The 25,049-nt window shown below is 57.6% G+C and carries 21 protein-coding genes; 7 read left to right on the top strand and 14 right to left on the bottom strand.

What is annotated here, in order from left to right:
* Window positions 1-4 precede the first annotated feature (4 nt).
* Window positions 5-1,216 carry a saccharopine dehydrogenase family protein gene (locus tag GRI41_RS04185; protein WP_160603504.1) on the bottom strand — a complete coding sequence of 404 codons (1,212 nt, stop codon included), beginning with the start codon at window positions 1,214-1,216 and terminating at the stop codon, window positions 5-7.
* A 98-nt stretch (window positions 1,217-1,314) separates the two neighbouring features.
* Here GRI41_RS04185 and GRI41_RS04180 point away from each other — a divergent pair, with 98 nt between their 5' ends.
* From GRI41_RS04180 to GRI41_RS04170, 3 genes are all read left to right on the top strand, one after another.
* Complete coding sequence (locus GRI41_RS04180; RefSeq protein WP_160603503.1) at window positions 1,315-2,259, top strand: threonine ammonia-lyase; 945 nt, start codon at window positions 1,315-1,317, stop codon at window positions 2,257-2,259.
* Between the two features lie 67 nt (window positions 2,260-2,326).
* On the top strand, window positions 2,327-2,776 hold the full coding sequence (locus GRI41_RS04175) for an MAPEG family protein (RefSeq protein ID WP_160603502.1): 450 nt from the start codon (window positions 2,327-2,329) through the stop codon (window positions 2,774-2,776).
* 3 nt (window positions 2,777-2,779) lie between these two features.
* Window positions 2,780-3,223, top strand: coding sequence for an MAPEG family protein (locus tag GRI41_RS04170; RefSeq protein WP_160603501.1), 444 nt, complete (start codon window positions 2,780-2,782; stop codon window positions 3,221-3,223).
* A 37-nt stretch (window positions 3,224-3,260) separates the two neighbouring features.
* On the opposite strand, the gene trxB is transcribed toward GRI41_RS04170, so the two are convergent.
* The 3 genes from trxB to GRI41_RS04155 all read right to left on the bottom strand — a co-directional run bounded on the left by trxB (window position 3,261) and on the right by GRI41_RS04155 (window position 5,628).
* The gene (gene trxB / locus GRI41_RS04165) at window positions 3,261-4,226 is read right to left on the bottom strand and encodes a thioredoxin-disulfide reductase (protein ID WP_160603500.1); all 966 of its coding nucleotides are present in this window, start codon (window positions 4,224-4,226) and stop codon (window positions 3,261-3,263) included.
* A 115-nt stretch (window positions 4,227-4,341) separates the two neighbouring features.
* A complete protein-coding gene (locus GRI41_RS04160) occupies window positions 4,342-4,815 on the bottom strand; it encodes a hypothetical protein (protein WP_160603499.1) in 474 nt (157 codons plus the stop codon).
* A 36-nt stretch (window positions 4,816-4,851) separates the two neighbouring features.
* Window positions 4,852-5,628: a tyrosine-protein phosphatase gene (locus tag GRI41_RS04155; protein WP_160603498.1), complete on the bottom strand. Its 777-nt coding sequence runs from the start codon at window positions 5,626-5,628 to the stop codon at window positions 4,852-4,854.
* Window positions 5,629-5,766: 138 nt separating this feature from the next.
* Between GRI41_RS04155 and GRI41_RS04150 the strand changes: the two genes are divergently transcribed.
* Window positions 5,767-6,228, top strand: a complete 462-nt coding sequence (locus GRI41_RS04150) for a response regulator (protein WP_160603497.1) — start codon at window positions 5,767-5,769, stop codon at window positions 6,226-6,228.
* A gap of 36 nt (window positions 6,229-6,264) precedes the next feature.
* Here the strand turns inward: GRI41_RS04150 and GRI41_RS04145 are convergent, their stop codons facing one another.
* The 6 genes from GRI41_RS04145 to GRI41_RS04120 all read right to left on the bottom strand — a co-directional run bounded on the left by GRI41_RS04145 (window position 6,265) and on the right by GRI41_RS04120 (window position 17,778).
* The gene (locus GRI41_RS04145) at window positions 6,265-8,301 is read right to left on the bottom strand and encodes a DUF11 domain-containing protein (protein ID WP_328600510.1); all 2,037 of its coding nucleotides are present in this window, start codon (window positions 8,299-8,301) and stop codon (window positions 6,265-6,267) included.
* A gap of 122 nt (window positions 8,302-8,423) precedes the next feature.
* Window positions 8,424-13,487 (bottom strand): TonB-dependent receptor, encoded by a 5,064-nt coding sequence (locus GRI41_RS04140; RefSeq protein ID WP_160603496.1) that lies wholly within the window; start codon window positions 13,485-13,487, stop codon window positions 8,424-8,426.
* 78 nt (window positions 13,488-13,565) lie between these two features.
* Window positions 13,566-14,660, bottom strand: coding sequence for a hypothetical protein (locus GRI41_RS04135; protein WP_160603495.1), 1,095 nt, complete (start codon window positions 14,658-14,660; stop codon window positions 13,566-13,568).
* 71 nt (window positions 14,661-14,731) lie between these two features.
* Window positions 14,732-15,148, bottom strand: a complete 417-nt coding sequence (locus tag GRI41_RS04130) for a hypothetical protein (RefSeq protein WP_160603494.1) — start codon at window positions 15,146-15,148, stop codon at window positions 14,732-14,734.
* Between the two features lie 77 nt (window positions 15,149-15,225).
* Complete coding sequence (locus GRI41_RS04125) at window positions 15,226-16,203, bottom strand: hypothetical protein (RefSeq protein WP_160603493.1); 978 nt, start codon at window positions 16,201-16,203, stop codon at window positions 15,226-15,228.
* A gap of 465 nt (window positions 16,204-16,668) precedes the next feature.
* Window positions 16,669-17,778: a 2-oxo acid dehydrogenase subunit E2 gene (locus GRI41_RS04120; protein ID WP_160603492.1), complete on the bottom strand. Its 1,110-nt coding sequence runs from the start codon at window positions 17,776-17,778 to the stop codon at window positions 16,669-16,671.
* Between the two features lie 150 nt (window positions 17,779-17,928).
* On the opposite strand from GRI41_RS04120, the gene GRI41_RS04115 reads away from it, so the two are divergent.
* The 3 genes from GRI41_RS04115 to GRI41_RS04105 are packed head-to-tail and all read left to right on the top strand — an operon-like array spanning window position 17,929 to window position 20,498.
* Window positions 17,929-18,252: a Rieske (2Fe-2S) protein gene (locus GRI41_RS04115; protein ID WP_160603491.1), complete on the top strand. Its 324-nt coding sequence runs from the start codon at window positions 17,929-17,931 to the stop codon at window positions 18,250-18,252.
* A 57-nt stretch (window positions 18,253-18,309) separates the two neighbouring features.
* Entirely contained in the window at window positions 18,310-19,488 is a 1,179-nt protein-coding gene (locus tag GRI41_RS04110; protein ID WP_160603490.1) for an acyl-CoA dehydrogenase family protein, read from the top strand.
* Complete coding sequence (locus GRI41_RS04105; protein ID WP_160603489.1) at window positions 19,485-20,498, top strand: acyl-CoA dehydrogenase family protein; 1,014 nt, start codon at window positions 19,485-19,487, stop codon at window positions 20,496-20,498. The genes GRI41_RS04110 and GRI41_RS04105 overlap by 4 nt, the downstream gene beginning before the upstream one ends.
* Here GRI41_RS04105 and GRI41_RS04100 read toward each other — a convergent pair.
* The 4 genes from GRI41_RS04100 to GRI41_RS04085 all read right to left on the bottom strand — a co-directional run bounded on the left by GRI41_RS04100 (window position 20,491) and on the right by GRI41_RS04085 (window position 25,008).
* Entirely contained in the window at window positions 20,491-21,228 is a 738-nt protein-coding gene (locus GRI41_RS04100; RefSeq protein ID WP_160603488.1) for an alpha/beta fold hydrolase, read from the bottom strand. The two genes, GRI41_RS04105 and GRI41_RS04100, sit on opposite strands and share 8 nt — an antisense overlap.
* A 1-nt stretch (window position 21,229) precedes the next feature.
* Window positions 21,230-22,219 (bottom strand): alpha-ketoacid dehydrogenase subunit beta, encoded by a 990-nt coding sequence (locus GRI41_RS04095; protein WP_160603487.1) that lies wholly within the window; start codon window positions 22,217-22,219, stop codon window positions 21,230-21,232.
* On the bottom strand, window positions 22,216-23,211 hold the full coding sequence (locus GRI41_RS04090) for a thiamine pyrophosphate-dependent dehydrogenase E1 component subunit alpha (protein ID WP_160603486.1): 996 nt from the start codon (window positions 23,209-23,211) through the stop codon (window positions 22,216-22,218). Before GRI41_RS04090 ends, GRI41_RS04095 begins: the two co-directional genes overlap by 4 nt.
* 108 nt (window positions 23,212-23,319) lie before the next feature.
* Complete coding sequence (locus GRI41_RS04085; RefSeq protein ID WP_160603485.1) at window positions 23,320-25,008, bottom strand: FAD-binding protein; 1,689 nt, start codon at window positions 25,006-25,008, stop codon at window positions 23,320-23,322.
* Window positions 25,009-25,049 lie beyond the last annotated feature (41 nt).

The raw sequence follows: 25,049 nt of genomic DNA, 5'->3' as shown, positions 1-25,049 counted from the left end.
TCTCCTAGAAGTCGACCGGCCCTTCAAGCTCTTTCTCACTCCACGGCAGGCCATGCTTGTTCAGCATGTCCATAAAAGGGTCCGGATCAAATTCTTCCATGTTGAACACGCCGTCCCCTGACCATGTCCCGCCCAGCATCATTGCGCTGCCGATCATCGCGGGGACACCGGTGGTATAGCTGACACCCTGGTTACCGGTTTCTTCATAGGCGGCCTCGTGAGAGCAGATATTGTTGATATAAAACGTCTTCTCGCCCGATCCATCCAGCGCCTCTCCGGTCGCAATGCAGCCGATATTGGTGTTGCCGGTGGTGGTTTCACCCAAAGTTTCAGGTTTGGGCAGAACGGCGGCCAGGAATTGCAGCGGGATGATTTCCTTGCCCTGATATTTGATCGGCTCGATGCCCGTCATGCCGACATTTTGCAGCACGGTCAGGTGCTTGATGTATTCATCGCCAAAAGTCATCCAGAACCGCGCGCGTTCGAGCTCGGGAACGAATTTGGACAGGCTTTCCAGCTCTTCGTGATACATCATATACATGTTCTTCGGGCCGACCGCTTCGAAGTCGAATTCGACGCTGGTGCTGAGCGCGGGCGTTTCCACGAATTCGCCATTCTCCCAATGCCGCGCATTCGCGGTAATCTCGCGAATGTTGATTTCGGGATTGAAATTGGTGGCAAAGGCCTGCCCGTGATCGCCGCCATTGCAATCGAGGATGTCGAGCTGGCGGATGGTTTTGAGCTTGTGCTTCTTGAGCCACATGGTGAAAACGCTGGTCACGCCCGGATCGAAACCTGATCCCAGCAGCGCCATGATCCCTGCCTCTTTGAAGCGGTCATGATAGGCCCATTGCCATTTATATTCGAACTTGGCTTCGTCTTTCGGTTCGTAATTCGCGGTGTCGAGATAGTCGACGCCTGCTTCCAGACAGGCATCCATGATCGGCAAATCCTGATACGGAAGCGCCAGATTGACCACCAGCGATGGCTGAACCTTGCGGATCAAATTGACCATTGCGGGGACTTCTTCCGCGTCGATCTCGTAAGTCGCGACATCTTGTCCGGTGCGATCTTTCACCGATGCGGCAATTGCATCGCATTTTGCCTTGGTACGGCTGGCGAGATGGATGGCGGAGAAGATATCGCTGTTCATCGCCATTTTGTGGACGCAGACCGAGCTGACGCCGCCGGCACCGATTACGAGGACTGTGGACATGGTAACTCCGTAAAACTGGGCTGCAGTAGCAAATGCAGCGTTGGCTCTTGTTGCTGAACGCATTAGGCAAGTCGAATGTTTCGCGAAAGCCCCCGATTATGACTCATATGCCAACGAGAGAGGGCGTTATTCGCGCCGCGGCCAAGATAGCGGAGATTTTGCCGCCCACCCCGCTTCTGCCGGTCGAGATCGGCAAGGCCCGCTGCTGGGTCAAAGCGGAAAGCCTGCAACCGATCGGCGCGTTCAAGATTCGCGGCGGATGGCACCGATTGAGCGACCTGACGGACGAGGAAAAGTCACGCGGCGTGGTGGCCGTTTCCAGCGGCAACCATGCGCAGGGCGTAGCATGGGCAGCCCGGCGGCTGGGAATCAAGGCGACCATCGTTATGCCGCGCGATGCCCCGCAGGTGAAGCTGGAAGCAACGCGCGGATTGGGCGCGGATATTGTGCTCTATGACCGGCCCGGCGAAGATCGCGATGCGGTGGCAGCCGGGATAATTGCAAAAAGTGGTGCGGTGTTGGTCCATGCCTTTGCCGATCCGTGGGTGATAGAAGGGCAAGGCAGCGCGGGTATCGAAATCACGCAGCAATTGGGACGTGAACCGTCGCGCATCATTGCCTGCTGCGGGGGCGGAGGTTTGGCCGCAGGACTATCGCTGGCATGCCCCGATGCAGAGATCATTCCGGTCGAGCCGGTCGGCTGGGATATGGTCGGGCAAGCGCTCAAAGCAGGCAAAATTGTTCGCGCCGCAGACAATCCGCCGCCGACAATCTGCGATGCTTTGCAACCGCCCGCAACCGCGCCCATAAATCTTGCTGTTCTTCAGGGCCGCTCTTCGCCTGCCGTCGCGGTAACCGACGAAGACGTGCGCACCGCGCAGCGTTTTGCTTTTTCCAAGCTGCAATTGGTGATCGAACCGGGTGGCGCAGCCGCGCTGGCCGCTGCGCTTGCGGGAAAAGCCGCGATTGACGGGCACACCGTGATTACTCTTACCGGCGGCAATACCGATGCCGCCGCTTTTGCCGCGACAATTTCGGTATAGACGGGTTGCAATTGACAATTGACCGCGCCCGCATCAGTCTCTGCCCGAAAAAATGGGAGGGTTCGTAATGCAGGCTCAAATTCTCGCCCCGGCTGCCGTGTTGGTGCTGTGGTCACTTATCATGCTCTATTGGATGGCTTTCACCCGCCTACCCGCGATCAAAAAAGTAAGCGGTGGCGGCATTGGTGAAGCCAAACCGGGCGGCCGCGGACAGGATCTGGAAGGGGTCATTCCCGACAAGGTGCAGTGGAAAGCGCACAATTACGCGCACCTTATGGAGCAGCCGACAATCTTTTATCCCGCGGTTGTCATCCTCGCCGTGATGGGGGCGGGCGCTGTCGATGTGACGCTTGCCTGGATCTATGTCGCGCTGCGGATTGTGCATTCGCTGTATCAGGCGACGGTGAACGTCGTGAGGATACGCTTTTTGCTATTCCTCGCCGCGACGCTGGCGCTGAGCGCCCTCGCCATTCGCGCGATTGCCGTCACTCTATTTGCAGACCCCGGAGTACTTTAAAAAATGGAAGCTGAAATTCTCAAACCGATTGTCGCGTTGCTGGCGTGGACCATGGTGATGTGGGCATGGATGTATATCACCCGCATTCCGGCGATGAACCGGGCGCCGGGCATCGAAAGCGCAGCCAAGCTGGTGGGGACCACCGGGGCCAGCCTGCGCGCGCAATTGCCCGACAAGGTCAATTGGAAAGCGGACAATTACAACCATCTGCACGAACAGCCGACGGTGTTTTACGCCGTGGCTATTGTGCTCGCTATCATCGGCCAAGGCGACGGGATGAACGCATTTCTGGCATGGATTTATGTCGGCCTGCGGGTGATGCACTCTTTGGTGCAAGTGACCGCAAACAAGGTGCTCGTCCGCTTCGTGCTATTCGCCTTGTCGAGCCTGGTTTTGATCGCGCTGATCTTCCACGCGGCCATTTCGGTGTTCGACATTCATATGTGACAAGGCGGGCATATGTGACGAGGCGGGTTGCCGGTGGTTACTCTGCCGCTTCTTTCTGCGCATGTTCCAGCGTGGCAAGGAACCGTTCTGCATCGAGCGCAGCCATGCAGCCGGTGCCCGCAGCGGTCACTGCCTGCCGATAGACGTGGTCCATCACATCGCCGCACGCGAACACGCCGGGGATTTCGGTCTTCGGCGTGCCCGGCTCCACTTGCAGATAGCCGCCATCGACCATCGGCAATTTGCCGGTGAACAGCTCTGTCGCGGGCGCGTGGCCGATTGCAACAAAAGCGCCATCAGCTTGCAAAGTGCTGGCCTCACCCGTTTGCGTATCGCGCAGTTCCAGATGATCGAGCGCACCGTTTTCGCCCGCAACAAACCGTTCGACGGTCTTGTTCCATAGCGGCGTGATCTTGTCGCTCGCGAACAGGCGTTCTTGCAGAATCTTTTCCGAACGCAATTCGTCACGTCGGTGGATCAGGGTCACGTCGTCCGAATGGTTGGTCAGGTACAAGGCCTCTTCAACCGCGGTATTGCCGCCGCCGATCACGACCACTTTCTTGCCGCGATAGAAAAAGCCATCGCAGGTTGCGCAGGCGGACACGCCCTTCCCGCCCAGTTCCTGCTCGCCCGGCACACCTAGCCATTTTGCTTGCGCACCGGTCGCGATGACCAGCGTTTCGCCGATATATTCGTCGCCGCTGTCACCAATCGCGCGGAAGGGCGAACCGTTGGCCAAATCAACTTCGACAATGGTGTCCCACATCATTCGTGTGCCGACATGCTCGGCCTGCGCCTGCATCTGTTCCATCAGCCACGGGCCCTGTATGACATCCTTGAAGCCGGGATAGTTCTCGACATCGGTGGTGATCGTCAGCTGCCCACCAGGCTGCAGCCCCTGCACCACAATCGGCTCCAGCATTGCGCGCGCGCCGTAAATGGCGGCGGAATATCCCGCCGGACCCGAGCCAATGATGAGCATTTTGGTATGATGAGTAGCCATGAGCCGTCCCGTATCAGAAAATTAGATAAGTGATATGGCCACGCTCTTAGCTATGACAAGGCTGCGGTCAAAGCCGCCGCTGCCGATGCCGGTGGAAAGGCGCGAATTGGGCGGGTCAGGCCGCGGGGCAGCTCACTTCGTTCTCGCCGGCTTTCACCGTGGCGGTGCCGTCATCCATGATCCAAACGACATATTCGCCATTTTCGTCGGTCAAGCGTGACCCTTCTCGCCCGGCGCTCGCACCGGTTGCCTCGATCGCCATTTCGACAGGCTCCGCATCTGGCGCCATTTCGCTTTGCATATGCGTGACTAGAGTATGCTCGCCGTCCTCGCCGGTTTCGATCCAGACCGCGCTATCGCCAAGCGGTTCGCAATCGAGCCGTTTCGCATCCGCGGCTTCGCTGTCCCCGGCCGCCTCATCGCCCTCCGCTTCGGCAGGATCAGCTTCGGGCTCGCGTGCGGCTTCTTCCAGCTGGGCAAGTTCCGCGGCCTGCTTTGCTGCCCGGTCCGGATCAACCGGCTCGGCGCAAGCTGCGATTGTTCCGGCCGCCAATACAAGCGCAAGTGCCGCATTTGTTGTGTTTCGCATTCTGAAATCCTTTTCGAACTTGCCCCGGTTTACCATTCACTCGGTCAAATGAGCACGCAGCGCGCCGCGCATCGCATCATCCACGCCCAGCACCTGTTCCAGAAACGCATCGATGGAGCCGAATTCTGCAATCACCGCTTCTCGCGCGGCGATCAGATATCGGGCATCAACGCCCATCAGGACGCGGATCGTGGCTTCGTCAATATCGCCATATTTCGCGCGCACTGCCGTGGCCCCGGCGGCGACGCGGGCGTCCATATTTCCCGCAGAATTGGTCAGCAGATAGTCTTCCATTGCATCGTCAGGATGAACGCCCAAGACATGGTGCAGCAGATCGACCGCCATCCCGGTGCGGTCTTTGCCCGCAAGGCAATGGACGACGCTTGGCCCCTCCCCCTTGGCAAGGGCCGCGAAATAGCGCTTTAAAATCCAATTGAGCTTATCGCGCGTCGGCAATTGCGCATAAAGCCGCTCCATTGCGGCATGCGCAGATTCCACATTGAACGCTTCTCTCGCCGCTTCGACATGGGGGGCCAGCCCCGCGGTTTCTCCGTCGAAAAACAGCACCTCGGCATTAAAATTGTTGCCGCGCCGGCAGGGATTGGCCCGTCTTTCGCTATTGCCGCGCAGGTCAATCACATGGCGAAGGTTCAAGGCATCAACGCGGTCAAGATCCTCATCGGTGGCCTTGCCGTGTTCACCGGATCGAAACAGCAGTCCGGTTTTGACCCGGCCCCCGCCCTTTACGGAGTACCCGCCATAATCGCGGAAATTGTGGATGCCGGATAGCGGAATTACGCGGTCAGTATTCATGCTGCGGCACCTGCCACCACACCCCGCAGAGCACAAGCCATCAGCGACCACAAATCCGTAGTCTTGCGTAGCGCGGGTTTCACGCGCTCTCCTTTTCCAGCGTTTACAAAGACAGCGCAAAACTATGGAGGGAGCATTGTGGCTTATATTCTGATCGCCGATGATGACGAGATAATCGCCGAGCTGGCTGCCAATGTCTTGATAGAGGCCGGCCACGCGTGCGGGTGGGTCACCAATGGGGAGAAAGCGCTGGAATTGCTGCAATGGCGCCGCCCGGATTTGATGCTTCTCGATCAGGACATGCCCGGCCTGTCCGGTTCGACCGTTCTCAGGACGCTGCGAAACTCGCCCAAGCTCTACGATCTGCCGGTGATCATGTTCACCGGAATGACCGGCGCTGACGATGAAGAACAAGCCCGGTTTCAGGGTGCGCAGGACTATATTCGCAAGCCCTTCGATTCAAAGTTCCTGAAATGGCGGGTCAACCAGGTGCTGCGCACACGCGCGCATCGCCCGAAACATACCGAACTGAAGGATTTGATGCGGCGTTCTTCCGGCCAGACGGCCAATATCCCGGGCGAGAATAGATTGCTTTACTGATCAGCGCGCCCGCCAGCGCGCCGGATTTCAACTTTATCAGTTGAGCGTAGCCTGGAATGTGATCGCCATATTGGCGGTCGGGCCCAATGATCCCGCGGTCATGGTCAGCGTCGAACCTGCAATTGCCGCACCATAGGGATCGCTTTCATCCGCCCCGGTATTGTTGTCATCCTCAACCGTAGTTGCCGTGCCGCAGCTGGTTCCACTGCGGATCGATCCGGGAACAAATGTGAGATCCGCAGGAATATTGTCAGTCGCGACAATCGATGTTGCTGTCGCCGACCCCGGGTTATTCACCAGAATGCAATAGCGGACCAGCGCGCCCGGAATGGGCTTGGGATTGGTCGTTGCGTTGACCGGATCGGACAGGATGGAACTGACCTTGGTAACGCTTAGCGTTGCCTGTGGATTGCAATACCGGATGTCAGCGATAGCAATCGCCTGACCATCGGGAACAGCCGGCGCGGTTGTATGGTTGCCGTAAACGATCGTGATCGTGTCAACCGGGCTGGAGAATGTCACTACGACATTACCATCAGCAGATGTTCCGCCGGAACCGGCATCACCGATTGCTGTGTTTCCGACAACATAGTTTGCAACACCGTTGGTCAGCGTCGGGATCACAGTCGCGCCATTGAACGAACCGGTGACGGTGAGTTTGTCAGCAAAGTCGTTATTGGCAAAGTCGATATCATAGACCGTGAATTGCGCGCCCGGGACAGCTGTTGGCAGCGTGATTACTGTCGTGGCCGTCTGGGATTGGTCCGCAAAATCAAGATATTGGTGAAGCGCAACGTCGGTTGTGCCGGTCCCGCCATTATTGGCATTGCTCAGCGATGGCGACTGACCGCCAAACGCCGGATCATCGACGAAAACGCCCGGTGAACTGACAGTGTAATTGATATTCCCGATGCCGGTGACGGCATAGGTGTTGTTCAGCGAGCCCGCGGTCCATGTACGCGTGTCCCAATCAAACAAAACGCTACCGACCGGGCAACTTAGTACCGGCGGCGTGCCTGCCACTCTGGTACCCGAAACGGTAAAGCTGCGGGTGGCGTAATCATCTTCTGTGGTAACGCCATTGTTGACCGTGGAATCGCGATCCGGTTGGTTACTGGCGATAATCTCTGCCGTGTTGGTAATGGTCGCGCCCGAAGTCGCATTGACCGTGCCGTTAATCGTAATCGACCGGTTTGTGCCTACCGGCACACTGCCAACGTCCCAGATTCCGGTACCGCTATTATACGTGCCAACACCGGAGGCGCTCACGTAAGTGAAGCCCGCGGGAAGAACATCGCGAACCTGCACGCCGGTTGCGTTGAAAACCGAACTCGCTGCATTGTTTACAGTAAGGGTATAGCTAACCGCGGTACCGTTGGCCGGCGTCGCATTGCTGACCGTTTTGGTCAGCGACAGGTCTGCATCGGGTTGCGTGTAAGCAAGGTCTGACATTGCGGCAAACTGCCCGCTGGGATCACCCGTTCCGGTGTAGCTGAAATAGACGATCCTGATACGTTGGACCGCGGTGTTTCCGAAGTTGAAATTGATGTTCCCGTCTGTCGCCGCGGTAGCCGATCCGGCGACGCCTCGCCAACCGTTCACAGTTGCATTGTTGGTGCGCGATACCGCGCTGTTCGCAGTCCAGAAAGCTGTGTTGGTAGCGGCGTTTACAAAAGTGCCGTTGCCTGTGTCGTAATAGACTTCGATAGAGTCCTGGAATGTGCCCTGGTCAATATCCGCAATCAGAAACTGCAGGTTTTTGACCGATTGGCTTAGCGCAACGGTGTAGGTGACCTTGTCATTCGGATCATATTGCGTGTTGTCAAAGTTAAACAGCAGTGGCGATGCCGCTGTCCCGACTGTCCCGGAAAAGTAGGACAAATAATCACCATAGGTGAAGGTAAACAGACCGATGCCACTTGTTTGCACCGTTCTGGATACGGTCGCGGTTGTACCATCCGAACCCGTCACAGTTGTCGGGTTTGGTACGGCTGTCAGGCTCGGCACGTTGGCGTCTGCCCAGTCGATCGTCGCATTTTGTGCGAACGCATCCTTGGGATTCAAGAGCGACACAAACGCTATGCACACCAACGCAATCGCGAGCAGCAATTTTGGTTTCCAAAACATCAGCTTGGAATATCCGAACGTGGTTAACGCGGCGCTAACTTGGCGCTCCGGCATTTGCGAAAACTGGCTCATCGGCCAAGCCCCAGGAAGCCGAATGTATCGGCATCGAACTTGATCCGCGCGCTGGCATAGATGCCCTTGTCGGTGTTGCGCGATGCAGAGAAGTCTTCGTCACGGAAGCCTTCGATGTTGTAACCAATGGTCAGCAGCATTCCATCAGCCGGAACGAAACCGATATTCGGACCGAATGCGAAGCTTGTGGTGTTGTCAGTCAGGTTCGCGCGCACGGTACCGGCTGCACCGATCTCGAACCGCTCTCCAATTCCGATGCGTGCGTCAACGCCAGCCAGCGCGGTGAAGCCCGACAGGTCGAACCCTTCATAGCGGTCGAAATTGTAGCGCGCGCCGACAAACAGGCCCAGCTCGCTGCGGCGGTACTGATATTCAATACCCTCGATTTCGTCGAGCTCTTCATAGCCGCGTGGCGACCAGTTGGTCGAAAGGCTACCGATCAGGCGGCGCGATTGTGCATCGCCGGTCACGGTCAGCGCGGTACGGCCAGCCGGACCGGTCTCGCCAGCAATGGCCCCGGTTACCGAGTCACTGCGGAATTCGAGCTTGCCCAGCATCGCGATTTCGGATGCATCGGGACGGTGAGCAAATGCAATCGCGCCGTCAAAAATCTCTGTCTTGGTGCCGTTTTCACCGGTGGCTTCGGTCCAGGTAAAGCCCGAACCGACGATGCTGCCCTCGCCAAGCTGGCGGACGGCGCCAAAAGTGACACCGTGGCGATCGGCGAATTCACCATCGCGATATTCGCCGCGCAAGGTCGCGCTCCAGCGGTCCTTACGATAGGCCGCGCCAAGCGTAACAGCGGTAAAGTCTTCGAACAGGCTGCCGTCCTGGCCCAGCTGTCCTCCGCTCGATACCGGTTGCGCCGGATTGATAATGTCGGACACGTTGCCGGTACCGCCCAGCGTGCGGCTGCCATCAAGCGTTGCATCGACTGTCAGCGTTGGCGACACCTGCAGCGTCTGCGCAAGGCCGAATGCTGCAAAGCTGCGGTTGCCGTTCTCGTCGATCCGCTGCTGACCGAGTGTCGTGGTGAAACGACCACCCTGCCATGGCGTAACTTCCAGCCCGCCGCGCACGGTGCGCGCGTCAATATTCTCGCCATTGGCGATTTCGTACAGGCCAACCAGCTTCACATTCGGTGTGATCGCATAGCGGGCCGCGAAACGATGACGCGTTGGCAGGTCGATAGATTCGGTCTGGTCGAGAGCGATCGCACTGGATGCGCTAAGCTCCAGCTTGTTGTCGAACAGACGCTGGGTGACCCCGCCTTCGAGAACAGTCGACTTGTTCTTCGTTCCGTCGTCCAGACGATCATTGAGATGCGCGATGCCGATTTGAAGATCGGTATCTCCCGTCCGATAGTTTGCAGTAACGCGAGCAGCATTGCGGCGGTTGCTGTCGGTCAGGCTGTCATCGCGCCAGAAGCTGGTGACGACGGAGGCGTTCTCGCTGAATTGATAACGTGCATCCACACCCACTTTGCGGCGGCCGCGCTCGGCACCACTTTGCTGGCCGACGCCGTAATCGGCATCAAGCGAACGGACATAGGCAAGGAGGTCTACCGGACCGGCGCGATGCTCTACTTCCACCAGATAACCCGATGCAGTTTTGCCTTCGCTACGGCTCATCGCGACTTCAGCGCGAACTTCGGTGTTCTCACCAACGCGGGCACGCAGATCGACAGCGCCGATATTGGTACGGGCTTCTTCGCCCTTATCGGTGATTGCAGTCGCACCGATGCGGATCTTGCCCGATTTGTCGGTCCATGCAGCGCGAACACCGGCATTCCATTCACCGCTGGTCAGCTCGTCAACTTCATAGTCAACGACAATGAATTGCGGGTTCAGGTCAAAATCGCGGCTCAGCACTGGTTCGCTGAAAGTGATCGTGCCCGACAGCAGATCGATGTCATAATCAATAAACCGTGTCAGTTCGCGGCGATCAACGATCACTTCCGAACGCAGGCGGTCGCGTGTTTCGATCGCGACTTTCTCGCTATTCGCGATGATCGCACGGCTGCTGAGGCGGTATGGGCCGGAAATGCCCTGCCCCTGGATTTCGTCCTTGCGGAAACGTGTGTCGATTTCCGCAGCAAATGCTTGCGCCTGAACCTGACCAAAGCGGGCTTCGGCTTTTATGCCTGTCGCAGTGCGGTTGTAGCGGGCCAGCTGGGTCTGGTCGAAGCCGGTCTGGAAATCACCATACAGCGCATAGAATGTCGCGGTTTCGATGCGGACATAGAGCTTTTCGCGCGATGCCGCGTCGAAACGGCGGCTCGAGCCGTCAGCGAACACGGTGTAGTAAGCATTGGGGTCAAGCGTGCCCAGAAGACGCTGGTCATCGGGCTGCTTGGCGCTGTCATAGGCCAGCGTCAGCAGATACTTACCCAGTACCCGGCCCTTGGCATAGAATGCTACGCGCGCCTTGTCTCCCAGATCGCTGTCGAAGTTACCGGCACGTTCCATATTGTCAGCAACCGTGCGGGCGCCGATCGAACCTTCGGCCAAACCGACAACGGTCCATTCAACATCGCCCGGTTCGATCCAGGTTTCTAGTTCCTGTTCGCGGGTGATTTCACCATCGGCAAAGCGGAAGTCGAGGCGGACCGATCCGCTGATCATGGTTGGCGCAAGCTCGATCAGGGCAATGCCGTCTGTACCTTCAACGGTCCAGCGCGCAGTGCTGCCGCTGCCGCCGGTGAGTTGCAGCAATTGTTGCTGTTCGATTTGCGAAGCGCTTTGATACGGCGCGTTTACGGTGAACTCGCCAGAGATACCGCCGCGTACAGGGCGACCATGGCGATCGGTGACGCGCACCGCAACCACCGGGCGGGTAACGCCGTCAGCAACCAGTTGCGACTGGTCTTTGACCAACTCAACCTTGTCGGCCTGCGAAGTGAAATACACATCACGGGAGATTTCTTTGGAAACGCCGCCAAGCGAATTCATGATGTTTGCGGTCAGGACGGTTTTTTCGCCTTCCAGCTGTACACCGCGCCACAGGCTGACCGCATAATGGCCGTCAGAAGCCGTGCGGATGCCTTCGAATGTCAGTTTGCTCGCAGGCTCGCCATCGACAAACAGTTCCGCGCTCTGGCCCTTACGGTGGCGGATAGCCACGCGAATGGACGGGACACGCGGGTTGTGATCGGCGTCAGGGAACAGCCAGCCGTCCTCGCCGTCACCCAGCGCAAGCCAATTGACGTCGCCAATCGCTTCTTTCTCGGCCTGGGACACGACAGGTTTTGCCTGCGGTGCTTCACCGCCAACGCGATCCGCAGCACCTTCAACGATGCCCGCTTCGGGTGTGCCCGCAGTGGCGTCTTCGACGACAGGCTTCAGCGAACCTTCGGGAACCACAGCATGGAAATCTGCAACCAGCAGCGAACCGCCCTGCCCGATGACAAAGCGCGATGTAGTGCTGCCCGCGCTGCGCGAGGAGCGATAGCAATCGATGAATTCGCCGCCTTCGGGCAGAGTGTTTTCTGCCGCCTGCACCACGTGGGTACCCGGTACCAGGCCTTCAAAGTGATAGCGGCCATCTGCGTCGGTGATCGCAAAGCTGCCGTCCTGCAGCATCACACGCACGCCGGGAATACCAACGCGAGGGTCGCGAATGTCGCAAGTTCCGGCGGTAATCCGCCCGATCAATGTCATGCGGCCGGCAATCGTGTCGCGTTCGATGTCGATCACGGCATTGGCAGTCGAAGTGCGCCCGCGAACATCGGTCGCGACTACGCGGTTCTCGGCTTGGCCCGGAGGCGCATCTGCGCGCACCACCATGGCATAGGTCAGGCGTGCCTGCGCACCGCCGGCAAGATCGCCCACGCGCACGGTAAGCTGGCGTCCGTCAGCGGTCACATCGACTGCATCGGGCGCAGGAGCACCATTGAGACGGATCGAATCCTGCCGCAGCCGCAGCCACGAAGAAGGCGTATCGACAAGCGTAACATCGCGCCGGACGCGGCTCGGATCCGAATTGCGCGCGGTGACGGTGTAGAACACCACATCACCGGGCTGCACGCGATCGCGCGAGGCGGTTTTGGTAAGGTCAACAGCGATCGCGGGCCGATCAAGCGGAATGTCGATTTGCACTGGTGTCGGATCGACCAGCGAGAAGATACCGCCGTAGGATCCGTCATTGATGACAAACTGGCCGCCGCCCGGGCGCTCTAGCGTCGCGAGCTCTTCGGGTGTCGCTTCGGATGGCGCGGTATAAGGCGCCGGCGGTTGCACTTCGAGGCGATAATCGCCGAGTGCAGTCAGCGGGAACCAGTATTCGCCCGGCCCCATCGGATAGACATTGCCATTGCCATCGGTGATCGGCTGTCCCGCAATAACCGTGGAAGGCCAAGGGGTTGTGCCGTCTTCGGCAAACACGGTTGCTGGCAGGCCAGTGGTCGCGTCAACAAGCGTAACGATGGCGCCGGTAACCGGCTCTCCGGTTTCGCTGTCAAAGACAACGCCGAACGGATCGGCCAATACCGTGACCGAAGTCGAAATAACAATATCGGTTCCGCCAACGCGGGTAATGCCGATATCGATCGTCGCGCCATCGACCAGGCTCAGGCGACAATCTCCGGAAACAACCGCAGGAGGGATGCCAATCGTTGGAATTTCACCCACGAATACGCCCGTATCGGGGCCCGTTTCGTAGATAATAATGGTCTCTGTGTCGCCGGTGCTCGTCTTGATCTGCGCTTCCAGGCTGTCAACGGCCCCAGAATCGACGTTTGCAGAGGGAATATTGACCTGAAAATACAGATTTTGGCCAACCCGGATCTCATCCGAGGGCAAAACCGCTGCACTGGTTGACCCACCACCGCCGGTTTGCGCGGACTGCGACCCGCAAGAAGACGGTTGGAAAGTAATAACCGTGCCCGATCCAGGGGTCGGTTGGTATGTAGTAATCGTGACCGGCAGCTCGGAAACTTCCAGATCAACCGGGTTGGAAAGCGTCGTGCGCGGTCCGGTCGGGTCGGTCCAGTCTGCCTGGGCAACATTGGTAATGGTTTGCGCGTGCGCCACCCCTCCAAGCACGACTAATTGCAGCAGCACTACAAGGAGTGCCGCTGCAATGTCGCGTATAGAAGAAGTGAAACGCACTTGCGTAAACTCAACTAATCAAAAGTGGGATCAGTTGATGGTCGCGCGGAAATAAAGCGTACGGGTAACGCCTGCAGCGATATCGCTGAGAGTACCGTTCACTTCGTCCGGCGTGCCAAGTGCGTTGTCGGTGAAGTTGCTGTTGGCGTTATCAACACCGTCAGCGTTACATGCACCCGTTCCGTCGACAGTACCGTCAACGAAAACGCCGAATGCGTCGTCGATTTCGAGATCGACAGGAAGCGTATCCGAAACAGTCACGGCAGTCGCCGTTGCTGCACCCGAACCGTTCGCTACGGCGATACAATATTCAACAACCGCACCCGGAATCGCTTTCGGGTTGCTTGTGCCGTTGATCGGATCGCTGATGATCGTGCTCTGCTTGGTGACAGTAACATCTGCTGCAGCAACGACATAGCCGTCAGTGTCAGAGAATGCGCCGTCTTCAGCAGCATCGGTATCACCCGCGCCGTCAGCCAGAACCGTATCGACGTTGGCTGGGTTAACAGTACCGTCTTCCGTGTTGGCTTCGGTATCGTCCGAAGTGTTTGCGGCATCATAGATAGTGCCAAGGCTGCCAACGCCGCCAGCTTCATGTGCTTGCGCCGTCAGAACGATGTCTGCGGTTTGACCAGCCGTTGCGGTAACAGGGATGTCAGCAGCAACCAGAACCTCGGTAACGCCGTCAGCGACGACTTCATCGAGATAGGTTACTTCTTCGCCCACGTCATATTCGCCATCGCTGTCAGCGTCGACGAAAATGATGATGTTTGACAGCGTGAAGTCGTTGCCAGCCGCCGGTGTAGCGGTCAGGGCAAGGTCAACCGTGTCGTTTGACAGGTTGGTGACGTCGAAAGCGATCACAGCCCGTGTCTGGTTTGGTGAGACAGAAGTACGACCGATAAAGCCGGTTTCGACAACAGTCAGGTCGATCTTCCGGTCGACGGTGAATGTATCGGTTGCGGTTTCGGTGGTTTGATCGAAACCGCCGACTTGATAGTCGACTTCGACGGTATTGGTAATCGAGCTACCAGCCGTCGTGCCGGCAGCCAGGGCCGGCGTCGTGCTCATCGCAATAAGGGCTACGCCACTCACCGCTCCGAGCAATTGCTTTGTGCGTTTCATTGTGTTGGTCCTTCTAAGTTGTCCCGTGCTTCCCCGACTGCCCACGGGACGAGGCAGTTACCTTCCGCTTCTCAACGGACGATTGCGTAAAAACTGATTTGTCCGGACGCGCCTGGTTCAAGGCTGGACAGAACCCAGCGAAGATGCGTCACATCGTAAGCCATCGCCGGGCGGCTGGTGCCGTCCTCCTCGGTGACCGTCAGTTCGGACAAAGTGCCGAAAGTGTTTCCACCATCGACCGAAACTTGCTGGCTGCTCGGTGTATCGGGCGCCAGTGCGACTGCTGAGTGCAGCGGATTGGTGACGACGAAGTTCTCGACCAGATCTGCGCTGGTATTCCGGTAGTTCGTCCGGAAAACCAACCGATCGCCTGGTACAACCAGATCCGGCTTCACCAGCTCCTCGCGCGGCTCCGCACCTTCTTCGGTGACGGTCTTTACGACCATTACGTCGCCGCTGAGTTCGACCGCTTGTTCACGCTGCGCCATGGCAGGTGTGGAAACAAGCGCCGCAAGCGCTGCAAAAAATCCAAAAATGCGACCTGTATTCATCGTCTTAGTCCTCGTTAGTCGACAGACACGTCAAAGGTGATGGAGTGCGAAGTTCCGCCAGCTACTTCGCCCAGATCGACCGAAATTCCGGCCGCGTCAGACGCTTCACCCGCGTCCGCATCAGCAGCGTCGGTGAGCGCGGCTGTGTCGAGCGTGAGAGTTCCAGCTTCGTAAGTTGTGTCGTCCGGGATGATGTCAGTGATCACCAGATCGCTAACCGTACCGCTGCCGGTCACATCCGCACGGATCGTGTAAGTAATGATGGACCCGGGTACGACACTCGTGCCGCCAAACGGATCGACCACAACTGCCGATTTGAACAGATCAACAGTAGCAATGCCGACGATGATCGAACCAAGCGCGGTATCGTCAGCGCCGTTAACGCCGACAATCGCATCGCCGCCATCGACGCCTTCACCAGGGAAAGTTGTTCCGGGTGCGCCTGTGCCGGTTACTGCTTCTGCGAGCAGTTCGACTTGCGCTTCATCCTCGTCATTGGTGCCTGCGGGCACAGAAAGGAGGACAAAAACCGTCAGCTCTTCATCGGGATCGAGAATTGCTGTTGTTTCGGGCGATGTCAGAATTTCATCAACGCCCGGATCATAAACGCCATTTCCGTTGGTATCGATAGCGATGCCATCAACCGTCGGATCGAAATCGTTACCCGCAACCGCAGGATTGGCCGTCAGCGTATACGCTTCCGGACCGTTACCGGTGTTGGTAACCGAATAGGTCAAAACCGCTGTGCCTGAATCGGTCGCGATCGGACCCGCATTCAGCGAAGTCACCGCAACGTCGATCAGCTCGTCCACGCGAAGCACGACGGTGTTCGAGTCAATCGTCTCGGGCCCGTCACCTATGTCGTAAGTCGCGGTCGCGGTGTTCTCGATCAGCGTGCCAGCCGCCACACCATCGGCCAGCGCCGGCGTGGCAAATAGCGGCGCAAATGCAGCTGCCGCGACAACGGAATATATTTTCTGTGCGTTTTTCATGCCCCGTTTTATGGAGCAAAAAGGTTATCAAGCCGTTAGCAGGAGGGGCGATTTTTCCTTAGAGAAACCGCAGTTTACAACGGTTAACGCATGCTTCAGCAATGTATACAAATGTAACATCCAGAAATTCCGTAGCGGAATCCTTGTAAACCCATGTAAAAATTGCGCAGAAACGCTCGCGCACGAAATTTTCAACCAATGGTGAAAATTCTTCCGAGGTCCGGTTAATGGCGGAATTTTGCGCGAGTTGAAAGCCGTTCAGGCGCGCCTATAATTTGCATAATCAACTGTTTATATTGAACTTTGTGAATTCGGGAGCGAAAGTGTGAGCCGCCCTGATACGCTGGCCTTTCCTCGGCAAGCCGGGCGCAACCTGCAGTGAATTGCGCAGAACGGCCGGAAAATCGGATATGTCCCTTACCAGCGCTTTCGCAAAGGCTCGCAAACGGCGCGCCTCAACATTGCCTAAGCCAGCAGACCCATCGGCTTTTCGACCAAATCCTTGAATGCTTGCATGAGCTGCGCCCCGTCAGCACCATCGATGGCACGGTGGTCGAAACTGCCCGTTACGCTCATCACAGTCGCCTGCTGGACGGAATTTTCGACAATATAGGGCCGCTGTTCGCCCGCCCCGACAGCAAGGATCATCCCCTGCGGCGGATTAATAACCGCGTCGAAATGCTTGATGCCGAACATTCCCAAATTGGAAAGCGATGCGGTTCCGCCCTGAAATTCATGTGCCTGCAGCTTCCCGTCGCGCGCCTTAGCAGCCAACCCTTTCATTTCGCTAGATATTTCGGAAACACCCTTGCCATCCGCGTTGCGAATGATCGGGGTAATCAAGCCAGAAGGGGCCGCGACCGCTACCGATATGTCCGCGCGGGAGTAGCGATGCATATCGTCGCCCTGAAAGCTGACGTTACAGGCGGGAACGCGCATCAGCGCCCTCGCCAGCGCCTTGATCAGCAAATCGTTGACCGAGAGCTTGACTCCGTCAGCCTCGAGCGAAGCGTTGAGCTCACCGCGCAGAGTAAGCAGCGCATCCAAATGGACATCGACTGACAAGTAAATGTGCGGGATAGTCTGCTTTGCCTCGGTCAGCCGGCGTGCAATAACCTTGCGCACGCCATTGAGCGCTTGCACTTCAAAGGGGGCTTCCAAGCCGTCCATCGGCATCGCGGACGGGCTTTTGGTGTCTGGAGCGGCCGAATTTGCCGGAGATGACGACGGAGCAGCCCCGCCGGACCCACCCGGCTCTGCATTTTCGACATCGGCTTTGACGATGCGCCCGCCCGGACCGGAACCCTTGATGGTGGACAGATCCAGCCCTTTCTGCGCTGCGATCCGCTTGGCAAGCGGCGACGCCGCGATTGCATCATCCGGTGCCGGTGCTTCATCTGCGGGCGCGGATGTGTCTGGAGAAGGCTGCGGCGTACCTGCAGGCGCGTTCTCGACATCTGCTTTGGTAATTTTGCCTGCCGGCCCGGTACCGGAGATCGAGGCAAGATCGATGCCCTTTTCTTCAGCAAGTTTTCTGGCAGATGGTGAAGCTGCTGGCGCATTTGCATTTGACATGAAACATTCCGACTATGTTCTGCCGAAGATCGGCTGGAAGAGGTATTGCAGGGTTGATACAGGGTTTAGGCAAATGTTGGTTGCTATGCTTTGCGGACCTTCAATTCATCGCCGGACCGATGGAACAATTGACCAGGAAACAAGATCAAAATGGAAGAAAACTGGGTTAAACTGTGCCGCGTGAGCGAGATCAAAAGCGGAACAGCGGTGGCAAAGGAAGTCGGGGGTGTTTCGGTTCTAATTTGCCATATTAATGATCAATTTCATGCTATTAAGAACGAATGCTCACACGCTTTCCAATGTTTGGAAGGGGGAGTGATGCGGGGTGGTTGGATAGCATGCCCTGCACACGGAGCTAGATTTGATCTTAAGAGTGGAGAACCGCTCAATCCGCCGGCTACAGAATCTATCGAGGTATTCCCGGTAAAGGTTGAATCCGGAATGATAATGCTCGATGCGTCGAGCATCGCCTGATCGATATTGTCAGTGCCAGCTTGCAGTGTTTGACGGTTGGCCCGAAATACGATTCCTATGAGCGAGGAGCTTGAACAACTGAGATCTCAACTGCGGGAGTGGTTGGATCAAAATGCGCCAAAAGACTGGCGTGAAAGTGCAAGCTCGCACGCCCTTTTCGCTGAACAGCAACGTGCGTGGTTCCGGAAGCTCGTCGATGCCGGTTATGGCATTCCGCATTGGCCCGCAGGATGGCCGGGAGGCGGCCGTAGCCTGGCAGAGCAAAAAGTTATCTACGAAGAACTGGCGCGGGCCGATGCCCCTCGCCTTCTGTTAACATTCGTCTCGACATATCACGCCTTCGCCACGCTCCATGAATGCGCCAATGACGACCAAAGGGATCGATTGCTCCCCGGCATTCTTGAAGGCGAGATCTGGTGTCAGGGCTTCTCAGAGCCCAACGCCGGGTCCGATCTCGCCGCGGTACGGACCAAGGCCACCAGAAAAGGCGATGTCTATATTGTTGAGGGCCAGAAAGTCTGGTCGACAATGGCGCAATACGCCGATCGCTGCCTGTTGCTGACCCGGACTTCAGATGACGGCCCCAAACAGGCAGGGCTTACTTATTTCCTCTTGGACATGAAGACACCGGGCGTCAGCGTCCGGCCAATCCATCAAATCCAGGGCGACGAGGAATTTGCCGAGATATTCCTCGACAATGTCGAAATCCCGGTCAGTGAGCGAGTGGGTGAAGAGGGGCAAGGATGGGCCGTTGCCCAAGCCACGCTCGCATCGGAGCGCGGGTTAACGCTGATGGAACTGGCCTACCGGATGCGCGGAAACCTGTTCCGCCTTGCGGACACTATTGAAAAGCGTGGCCGGTCCGAAGATTGCGGAATCCAGAGAGATTTGGGCCGTCTTGCGACGCAGGTCGATGCGGTTTGTGCGCTCGCTGACAGGTTCCTGCAAAAGCGGATGGACGACGAAGAACGAATTGGCGACGCTTCGATCGTCAAAAACGCCTATTCTCGAGCGCTCAGAGCCTGGGCTGACTTGGGCGTAAGGGTCGATGGCTATTCTGGCCAATATCGCCAAGCGATCACCTTCGGTGATCTGAACACCGGAAACTGGATGGCCGATTTCATGAACTCCTACGCCTGGACAATTGCCGGTGGCAGCGAGGAAGTTCAGCGCAATATCATCGCGGAACGGATGCTCGAGATGCCGCGCGAGCCGAAGAATTGGACGCTGTCATGATCGAGCTGTCCGAACTTCGCGATGCTGTCCAGAAAGCGTTTCCGCCCGATCCGCTCACCCCTGACCGCGATCAAAGCTGGCAATTGGCCGCTGAAATGGGGTGGCTTATCCTTGAGCTGTCTGATGAACAGGGCGGTTTGGGAATGGGGCGCGATGCTTCCGCGACACTCCATTACGAGTTGGGCAAGTCATTGCCGGCGGTGCCCCTGATCCCTGCGCTGCTCGGGCTTCAGGCGGTTGCGGCATCAACCTGCCTTGCCGGCAAAGAGGAATGGATAAAGCGAGTTTCAGGCGGCGAATATACACCGCTCAACATGCTTCCCGGCGCAGCGGTGGAGCAGAATGCGGATGGAACGCTGTCGGGCGTTATTCCGGGCTATTTCGAGGCAGACATGGCGCGGCAGGTCGTTGCAGCATCGGCCGCCGGTTTCCTGCTGATCCCAACCGATGCCGGTGGTATCACATTGTCCGAACACCCGCTTTGGGATCCAAGCCGCCGGATCTTCTCGCTTGAGTTGAACAATTACCAGCCGGACCCCGCACTCGTCATTGCAAATCCGCAAGATGCCGGCGAGCTGCACGATCTGATTTCCCCATCGGCGCAATTGGCGATTGCCAGCGATAGTCTGGGGGCTGCCAATACTTTGCTCGAAATGACGATCGAATATCTCAAAACGCGCAGGCAGTTCGATCGCCCGCTCGCAATGTTTCAAGCGCTCAAACACCGTGTCGCTGATCACAAGACAGCGCTGGAAGCGGCCGAGGCACTCCTTTGGAGCCGGGCCGGACCAACCAGCAGTATGGAAGAACTTGGGGCGTTAAAGGCGCTCTGCGTGCGCACCTTTCGCGATATCGCAGAAGACGCCATCCAGCTGCATGGCGGCATTGGCTTGACCGAAGAGCACCCCTGCCACCGCTTTTTCAAGCGTGCGATGCTGAACTGCACGCTTGCTGGCGATGTCGATCATTGGGAAGGCGTGGCGGGCCGCGCGCTTCTTTCTTCTAGCTAAGCTCTACCAGGAGCATTTCCGCCAGTTTTGCGGGCTGCGTTACCATAACCTGATGACCGGCGTCGATTTCCCGAATGCGGTCACAATGCAGCCGTTTGGCGAATTTGCGTTGCCAATTTGGCGGCAAGCCATTGTCTCGCTGGCACACGATATAGGTCGACGGGATCTCCGCCAGATGATCATATTTGTGATCGGTCCGGACCAGAACGTCCATCGGCCAGTCATCCTGCCCCATCTTGGCCAGAAATGCCCCGGCATTTTCGCGGGACATATCATTGCAAAACATCACGCGATATCGCTCGTCAGCACTGGTGCTGGCGGGATCAACCGGCCAGCCAACTTCATCCGGATTTTCCCCGTGGAGGCCGCTGCCCATCAGTGCACGAAATCCTGTTCCTGTAGGCGGCGCGGTGCATGTGACATAGATCAACCGCCGCCATTTATTCGGCAATATCCCGGCCATTCGCGGCAGGATCGCTCCGGCCAGCGAATGGCCGACCAATGTCACATCGTCATGCCCGGAAAGATCATCGACCAATTCGGCGGCAACGCAATTGGCATCAATCGCTGACAGATCGCGCCCTCGCTTGGTCCCGCAACCGGGCACATCGAGCGCGATTGCTCTGACGCCTGCTTGTTCAAGCAGCGCGACAAGCTCTTCCCACACCCAGCTCCCCTGCCCGCCACCGTGCAATAGCGCGATTACGGGCCGGGTTGCTGATGTAGCCACCTCAGCCCATCAGCTCCTTGGCGGCTGCGACCATATCATCCGGCTGGACGATAAAGGCAGTTTCCAGGTTCTTGGCAAAAGGCACCGCGCAGGTTGGCCCGCCAAGACGCCTTACGGGCCCTTTTAGCTTGCCGAACAGTTCCTCGTTCACAGTTGCAGCAATCTCTGCGCCGGGCCCGAAATTGCGAACCGCCTCGTGTGCCACCAACAGACGTCCGGTTTTCTCGACAGATGCCAGGACAGTTTCCTTATCCCAAGGCGATACCGTTCGCAGATCGATAATCTCGGCAGAAATACCTGCCTCTGCAATCGCAGGCGCTGCCATCATCGCGCGGACTGTCTGGGCAGACCATGTCACGATGGTCAAATCGGTTCCTTCCTGAACCACATTGGCCTTGCCAAGCGGAATTGGTCCCTGATCGCTGGGCACGTCGTTCGGAATGAAGAATGTCCCCCCGCCCTCGACAAAGATCACCGGATCGGGATCCTGGATCGCCGATAGCATCAGCCCTTTGTAATCAGCCGGGAATGCCGGGCAAACGACCTTGATTCCGGCGGTATGCGCAAACCAGCCTTCGAGGAAGTCCGAATGCTGGCCCGCCGTCTGCCACCCTGCACCGGTCATCGTACGTATAACCAAAGGCACGTTGGTCTGGCCGCCCGACATGAAGCGCAATTTTGCGGCGTGATTGACGATCATGTCCATCGCGACGGTGGTGAAATTCATCATCATGATTTCGGCGACCGGCTTGTAACCGGCCATCGCTGCGCCAATTGCGGCGCCCATAATGGCTTGTTCGGAAATCGGAGTAGACTTGACCCGATCAGTCCCGAATTTGGTGGAAAGCCCCGCGGTTGTGCCGGTGACACCTCCGCCTTCCTTGTCGGCGATATCCTCGCCGAGCACCAGGACCTTGTCATCTTCTGCCATGGCTTGATGCAGGGCCGAATTGATCGCCTGGATGGCGTGCATTTTTTCCATCTCGCTCATGCCGGAATCTCCTCGGCGAAGACATCGCGTCTCAGTTCATCTTCAGACGGCAGTTCGCCAGCCAGACCAAAGTCGCGGGCATCTGCCACCTCTTGCTCGAGCGATTCCTGAAGCGATGCCAGCTCTTCTTCGGTGGCAATACCATCATCGACGAGGCGCTGCCTCAGTGCCGGCAAAGGATCGGCAGCCATTGCCGCCTCTTTCTCTTCCTTGGTCATGTACTTGTCGTCATCGCCAAGAACATGGCCGCGGAACCGGAAAGTCATACATTCAAGCAAAGTCGGGCCTTCACCCGAACGCGCACGTTCTACAGCCGCTGCCATATGCGCATACATATCGTCCGGATTGTTCCCATCGACCGTGAAGCCGGGCATGCCGTATCCGATTGCCCGCTTCGAAATCTGGTCAACCGAAGTTGCGTCTTCATACCGCGTATGCTCTGCGAAAAGGTTGTTTGCACAGACAAAAATGACCGGCAGCTTCCAGACCGAAGCCATATTCAAGGCCTCGTGAAAAGCGCCGATGTTGGACGCGCCATCGCCGAAATAGGCCACGACCACACGGTCGCTGCCATCCAGTTTCGCCGCCCATGCAAGGCCATTGGCAATCGGCATGGAAGAGCCGACAATACCGGTGGTGACCATAACCCCGGTTTCGGGATGAGTGATGTGCATACCCCCACCCTTGCCCTTGCAAGTCCCTTCAACGCGGCCGGCAATTTCCGCCCAAAGCGGTTTGAGCGGCATATCCTTGGCGACCATATCCTGGACACCGCGATAGATGGTGCAGATCTGGTCTTCATCATTCAGGAAATGCGAAACCGTGGCTGGAATAACCTCTTGGCCCCGCGCCGAGTAATACGGCATGGTCAGGCGACCCTTGCGGATGGTCGAGAGGATTTCATCTTCGTTGCGTTCGATCCGCAACATGCGGCGGTAGATATCTTTAAGCGCTTCGCCGTCCGGCTTGGGCGCATTGCTGAGCTCTGTCATTGGATTCCTCGACAGCTATTCGGGATGGAACCAACATTCGGGAGAGTTCGCGTAAACGTCAATCGCGCTATCGGAAAATCGCCAGAGTATCGCTGCTGCGTTGAAACGCTACAGCTGGTTGTCCAATCCGGCAGCGTGTTTGGCCGCAATAAAGCCGAACGTCATCGATGGTCCAATGCTCGATCCTGCCCCCGGATAGACATTGCCCATGGCGGACGCCGTCGATGTTCCCGTCGCGTAGAGTCCGCCAATCGGGTCACCATCAGCGTTTAGAACCCGCGCTTTTTCATCGGTAACCACCCCGCCATAAGTGCTGACATCGCCCGGCACGACCGGAACGGCATAAAACGGACCCTGCTCAATCGAGCCAATCGAACTTGCCTCCGAAAACGGATCACCCACAAAACCGCAATTGTCATAGGCGCGCTCGCCGCGGTTGAAATCGGCATCCCTCCCTTGCGCAACAAATCCGTTCCACCGCTCTATCGTCGCGTTTAGTGTATCGGCTGGAACGCCGATGCTGGCGGCAAGACCCGCCAAGGTATCGGAGGTATGCAGATATCCTTCCTCTACCCATCCCTCGGGAATTTTCTTGTCGATGAATTTTTCGGCAACCTTGTACTTCTCGACATATTGCCTGTCGAAGATGGCCCAGCTGGGTATGGCCGGCACATCTTTGTCGCGCTTGCGCATTGTCTCGCAATAGAGCTCGTAGGACCCGCCTTCGTTCATATATCTTGCGCCTGACTGGTCCACGAGGATTGCGTGAGGCTTACCCGTCATCCCCTGCGCCCCGGGCATCACATAGGCATCCTGCCAGCCCGGCGGCGTTGTGGTTTGAAACCCGACCAGCTGGTCCATCTGGGCCAAAACGCCCCCAACCCGCTCAAGCTCTTGGTGCATTTCGCCGGTATCGCCTTCGGGCACCTGCGACCATTCGGACTTGGTTCCCGGCGTATATTTGTCGCGCATCTCCTGATTGCGCGAAAAACCGCCGGCATTGACCAGCACACCGACGCGCGCACCAATCCTGACCGTTTTGCCATCGCGCCGGACAACCACACCGGTAACTGCGCCATCTTCGATGACCAGCTCTTCAACAGCGCAATTGGTGCGCACATCAGCGCCTGCATCGATAGCTGCCTTGAGCATCCTGCCCTGCAAGGCTGCGCCTGCAGTGGTGAATTTGCGCACCAGCAATTTGTCGCGAATTGTCCTGAATGCGATGCGAAGAAGGATCTTCTTGGCCGCCGGATTGGTGCGGCTATGGCCGGCCTCCATCCCTTCACCAAGCAACAGATTGAAGGGGGCGAAACCGGGCCGGAGCATGGCCGACATTTTCCCCAGTTCCTTGAGATTGAATGGCTCAGCAACAACCGTTCTTGTTGTTTTGCAGCCGCCTTCAACTTCGTCGTAATAGTCCGGCCAGAATTGCGGGCCGCGGCGCAATTTGACCCCCTTTTCTATCAGGAAATCGACCGCTTTGGGGCCTTCGACAAGAAAAGAGTGCCGCTTCGTTTTCGAAGTTCCCGGGGCTTCTCCACCATCCACCGCCTGAAGCGCATCAAGATAGGTGGCGGCCGCTTCGATCGAATCTGGCTCGCCATCCTGCGCCATGAAACGGTTGCCGGGAATCCACATTACCCCGCCCGACTTTGCCGTTGTTCCGCCGAGAAACTCTGTCTTCTCGAGAATGGTGACCGATTTGCCTGCCTCGCGCATTACCAGTGCCGAAGCAAATGATCCCGCCCCGCTACCGACAACAACCCAATCGAACGTTTCGTCAAATCCCTGCATATGCCTCACCGATCTTCTTTGCGCGCGATCAGATTTGAGCG

It is taken from the genome of Pontixanthobacter aquaemixtae (assembly GCF_009827395.1).
Classification (GTDB): domain Bacteria; phylum Pseudomonadota; class Alphaproteobacteria; order Sphingomonadales; family Sphingomonadaceae; genus Pontixanthobacter; species Pontixanthobacter aquaemixtae.
Note: the sequence above shows the minus strand (reverse complement) of the source record. Positions and strands in the feature narration are given on the sequence as shown.

Bases quoted from the DNA above. Each gene is read 5' to 3' on its own strand.
- GRI41_RS04175 (WP_160603502.1), top strand. From the start codon at position 2,327: ATGCAGGCTCAAATTCTCGCCCCGGCTGCCGTGTTGGTGCTGTGGTCA.
- GRI41_RS04155 (WP_160603498.1), bottom strand. From the start codon at position 5,628: ATGAATACTGACCGCGTAATTCCGCTATCCGGCATCCACAATTTCCGC.
- GRI41_RS04180 (WP_160603503.1), top strand. From the start codon at position 1,315: ATGACTCATATGCCAACGAGAGAGGGCGTTATTCGCGCCGCGGCCAAG.
- GRI41_RS04135 (WP_160603495.1), bottom strand. From the start codon at position 14,660: ATGAAACGCACAAAGCAATTGCTCGGAGCGGTGAGTGGCGTAGCCCTT.
- GRI41_RS04170 (WP_160603501.1), top strand. From the start codon at position 2,780: ATGGAAGCTGAAATTCTCAAACCGATTGTCGCGTTGCTGGCGTGGACC.
- trxB (WP_160603500.1), bottom strand. From the start codon at position 4,226: ATGGCTACTCATCATACCAAAATGCTCATCATTGGCTCGGGTCCGGCG.
- GRI41_RS04105 (WP_160603489.1), top strand. From the start codon at position 19,485: ATGATCGAGCTGTCCGAACTTCGCGATGCTGTCCAGAAAGCGTTTCCG.
- GRI41_RS04130 (WP_160603494.1), bottom strand. From the start codon at position 15,148: ATGGCGCAGCGTGAACAAGCGGTCGAACTCAGCGGCGACGTAATGGTC.
- GRI41_RS04085 (WP_160603485.1), bottom strand. From the start codon at position 25,008: ATGCAGGGATTTGACGAAACGTTCGATTGGGTTGTTGTCGGTAGCGGG.
- GRI41_RS04110 (WP_160603490.1), top strand. From the start codon at position 18,310: ATGAGCGAGGAGCTTGAACAACTGAGATCTCAACTGCGGGAGTGGTTG.
- GRI41_RS04090 (WP_160603486.1), bottom strand. From the start codon at position 23,211: ATGACAGAGCTCAGCAATGCGCCCAAGCCGGACGGCGAAGCGCTTAAA.
- GRI41_RS04120 (WP_160603492.1), bottom strand. From the start codon at position 17,778: ATGTCAAATGCAAATGCGCCAGCAGCTTCACCATCTGCCAGAAAACTT.
- GRI41_RS04125 (WP_160603493.1), bottom strand. From the start codon at position 16,203: ATGAAAAACGCACAGAAAATATATTCCGTTGTCGCGGCAGCTGCATTT.
- GRI41_RS04115 (WP_160603491.1), top strand. From the start codon at position 17,929: ATGGAAGAAAACTGGGTTAAACTGTGCCGCGTGAGCGAGATCAAAAGC.
- GRI41_RS04160 (WP_160603499.1), bottom strand. From the start codon at position 4,815: ATGCGAAACACAACAAATGCGGCACTTGCGCTTGTATTGGCGGCCGGA.
- GRI41_RS04185 (WP_160603504.1), bottom strand. From the start codon at position 1,216: ATGTCCACAGTCCTCGTAATCGGTGCCGGCGGCGTCAGCTCGGTCTGC.
- GRI41_RS04095 (WP_160603487.1), bottom strand. From the start codon at position 22,219: ATGAGCGAGATGGAAAAAATGCACGCCATCCAGGCGATCAATTCGGCC.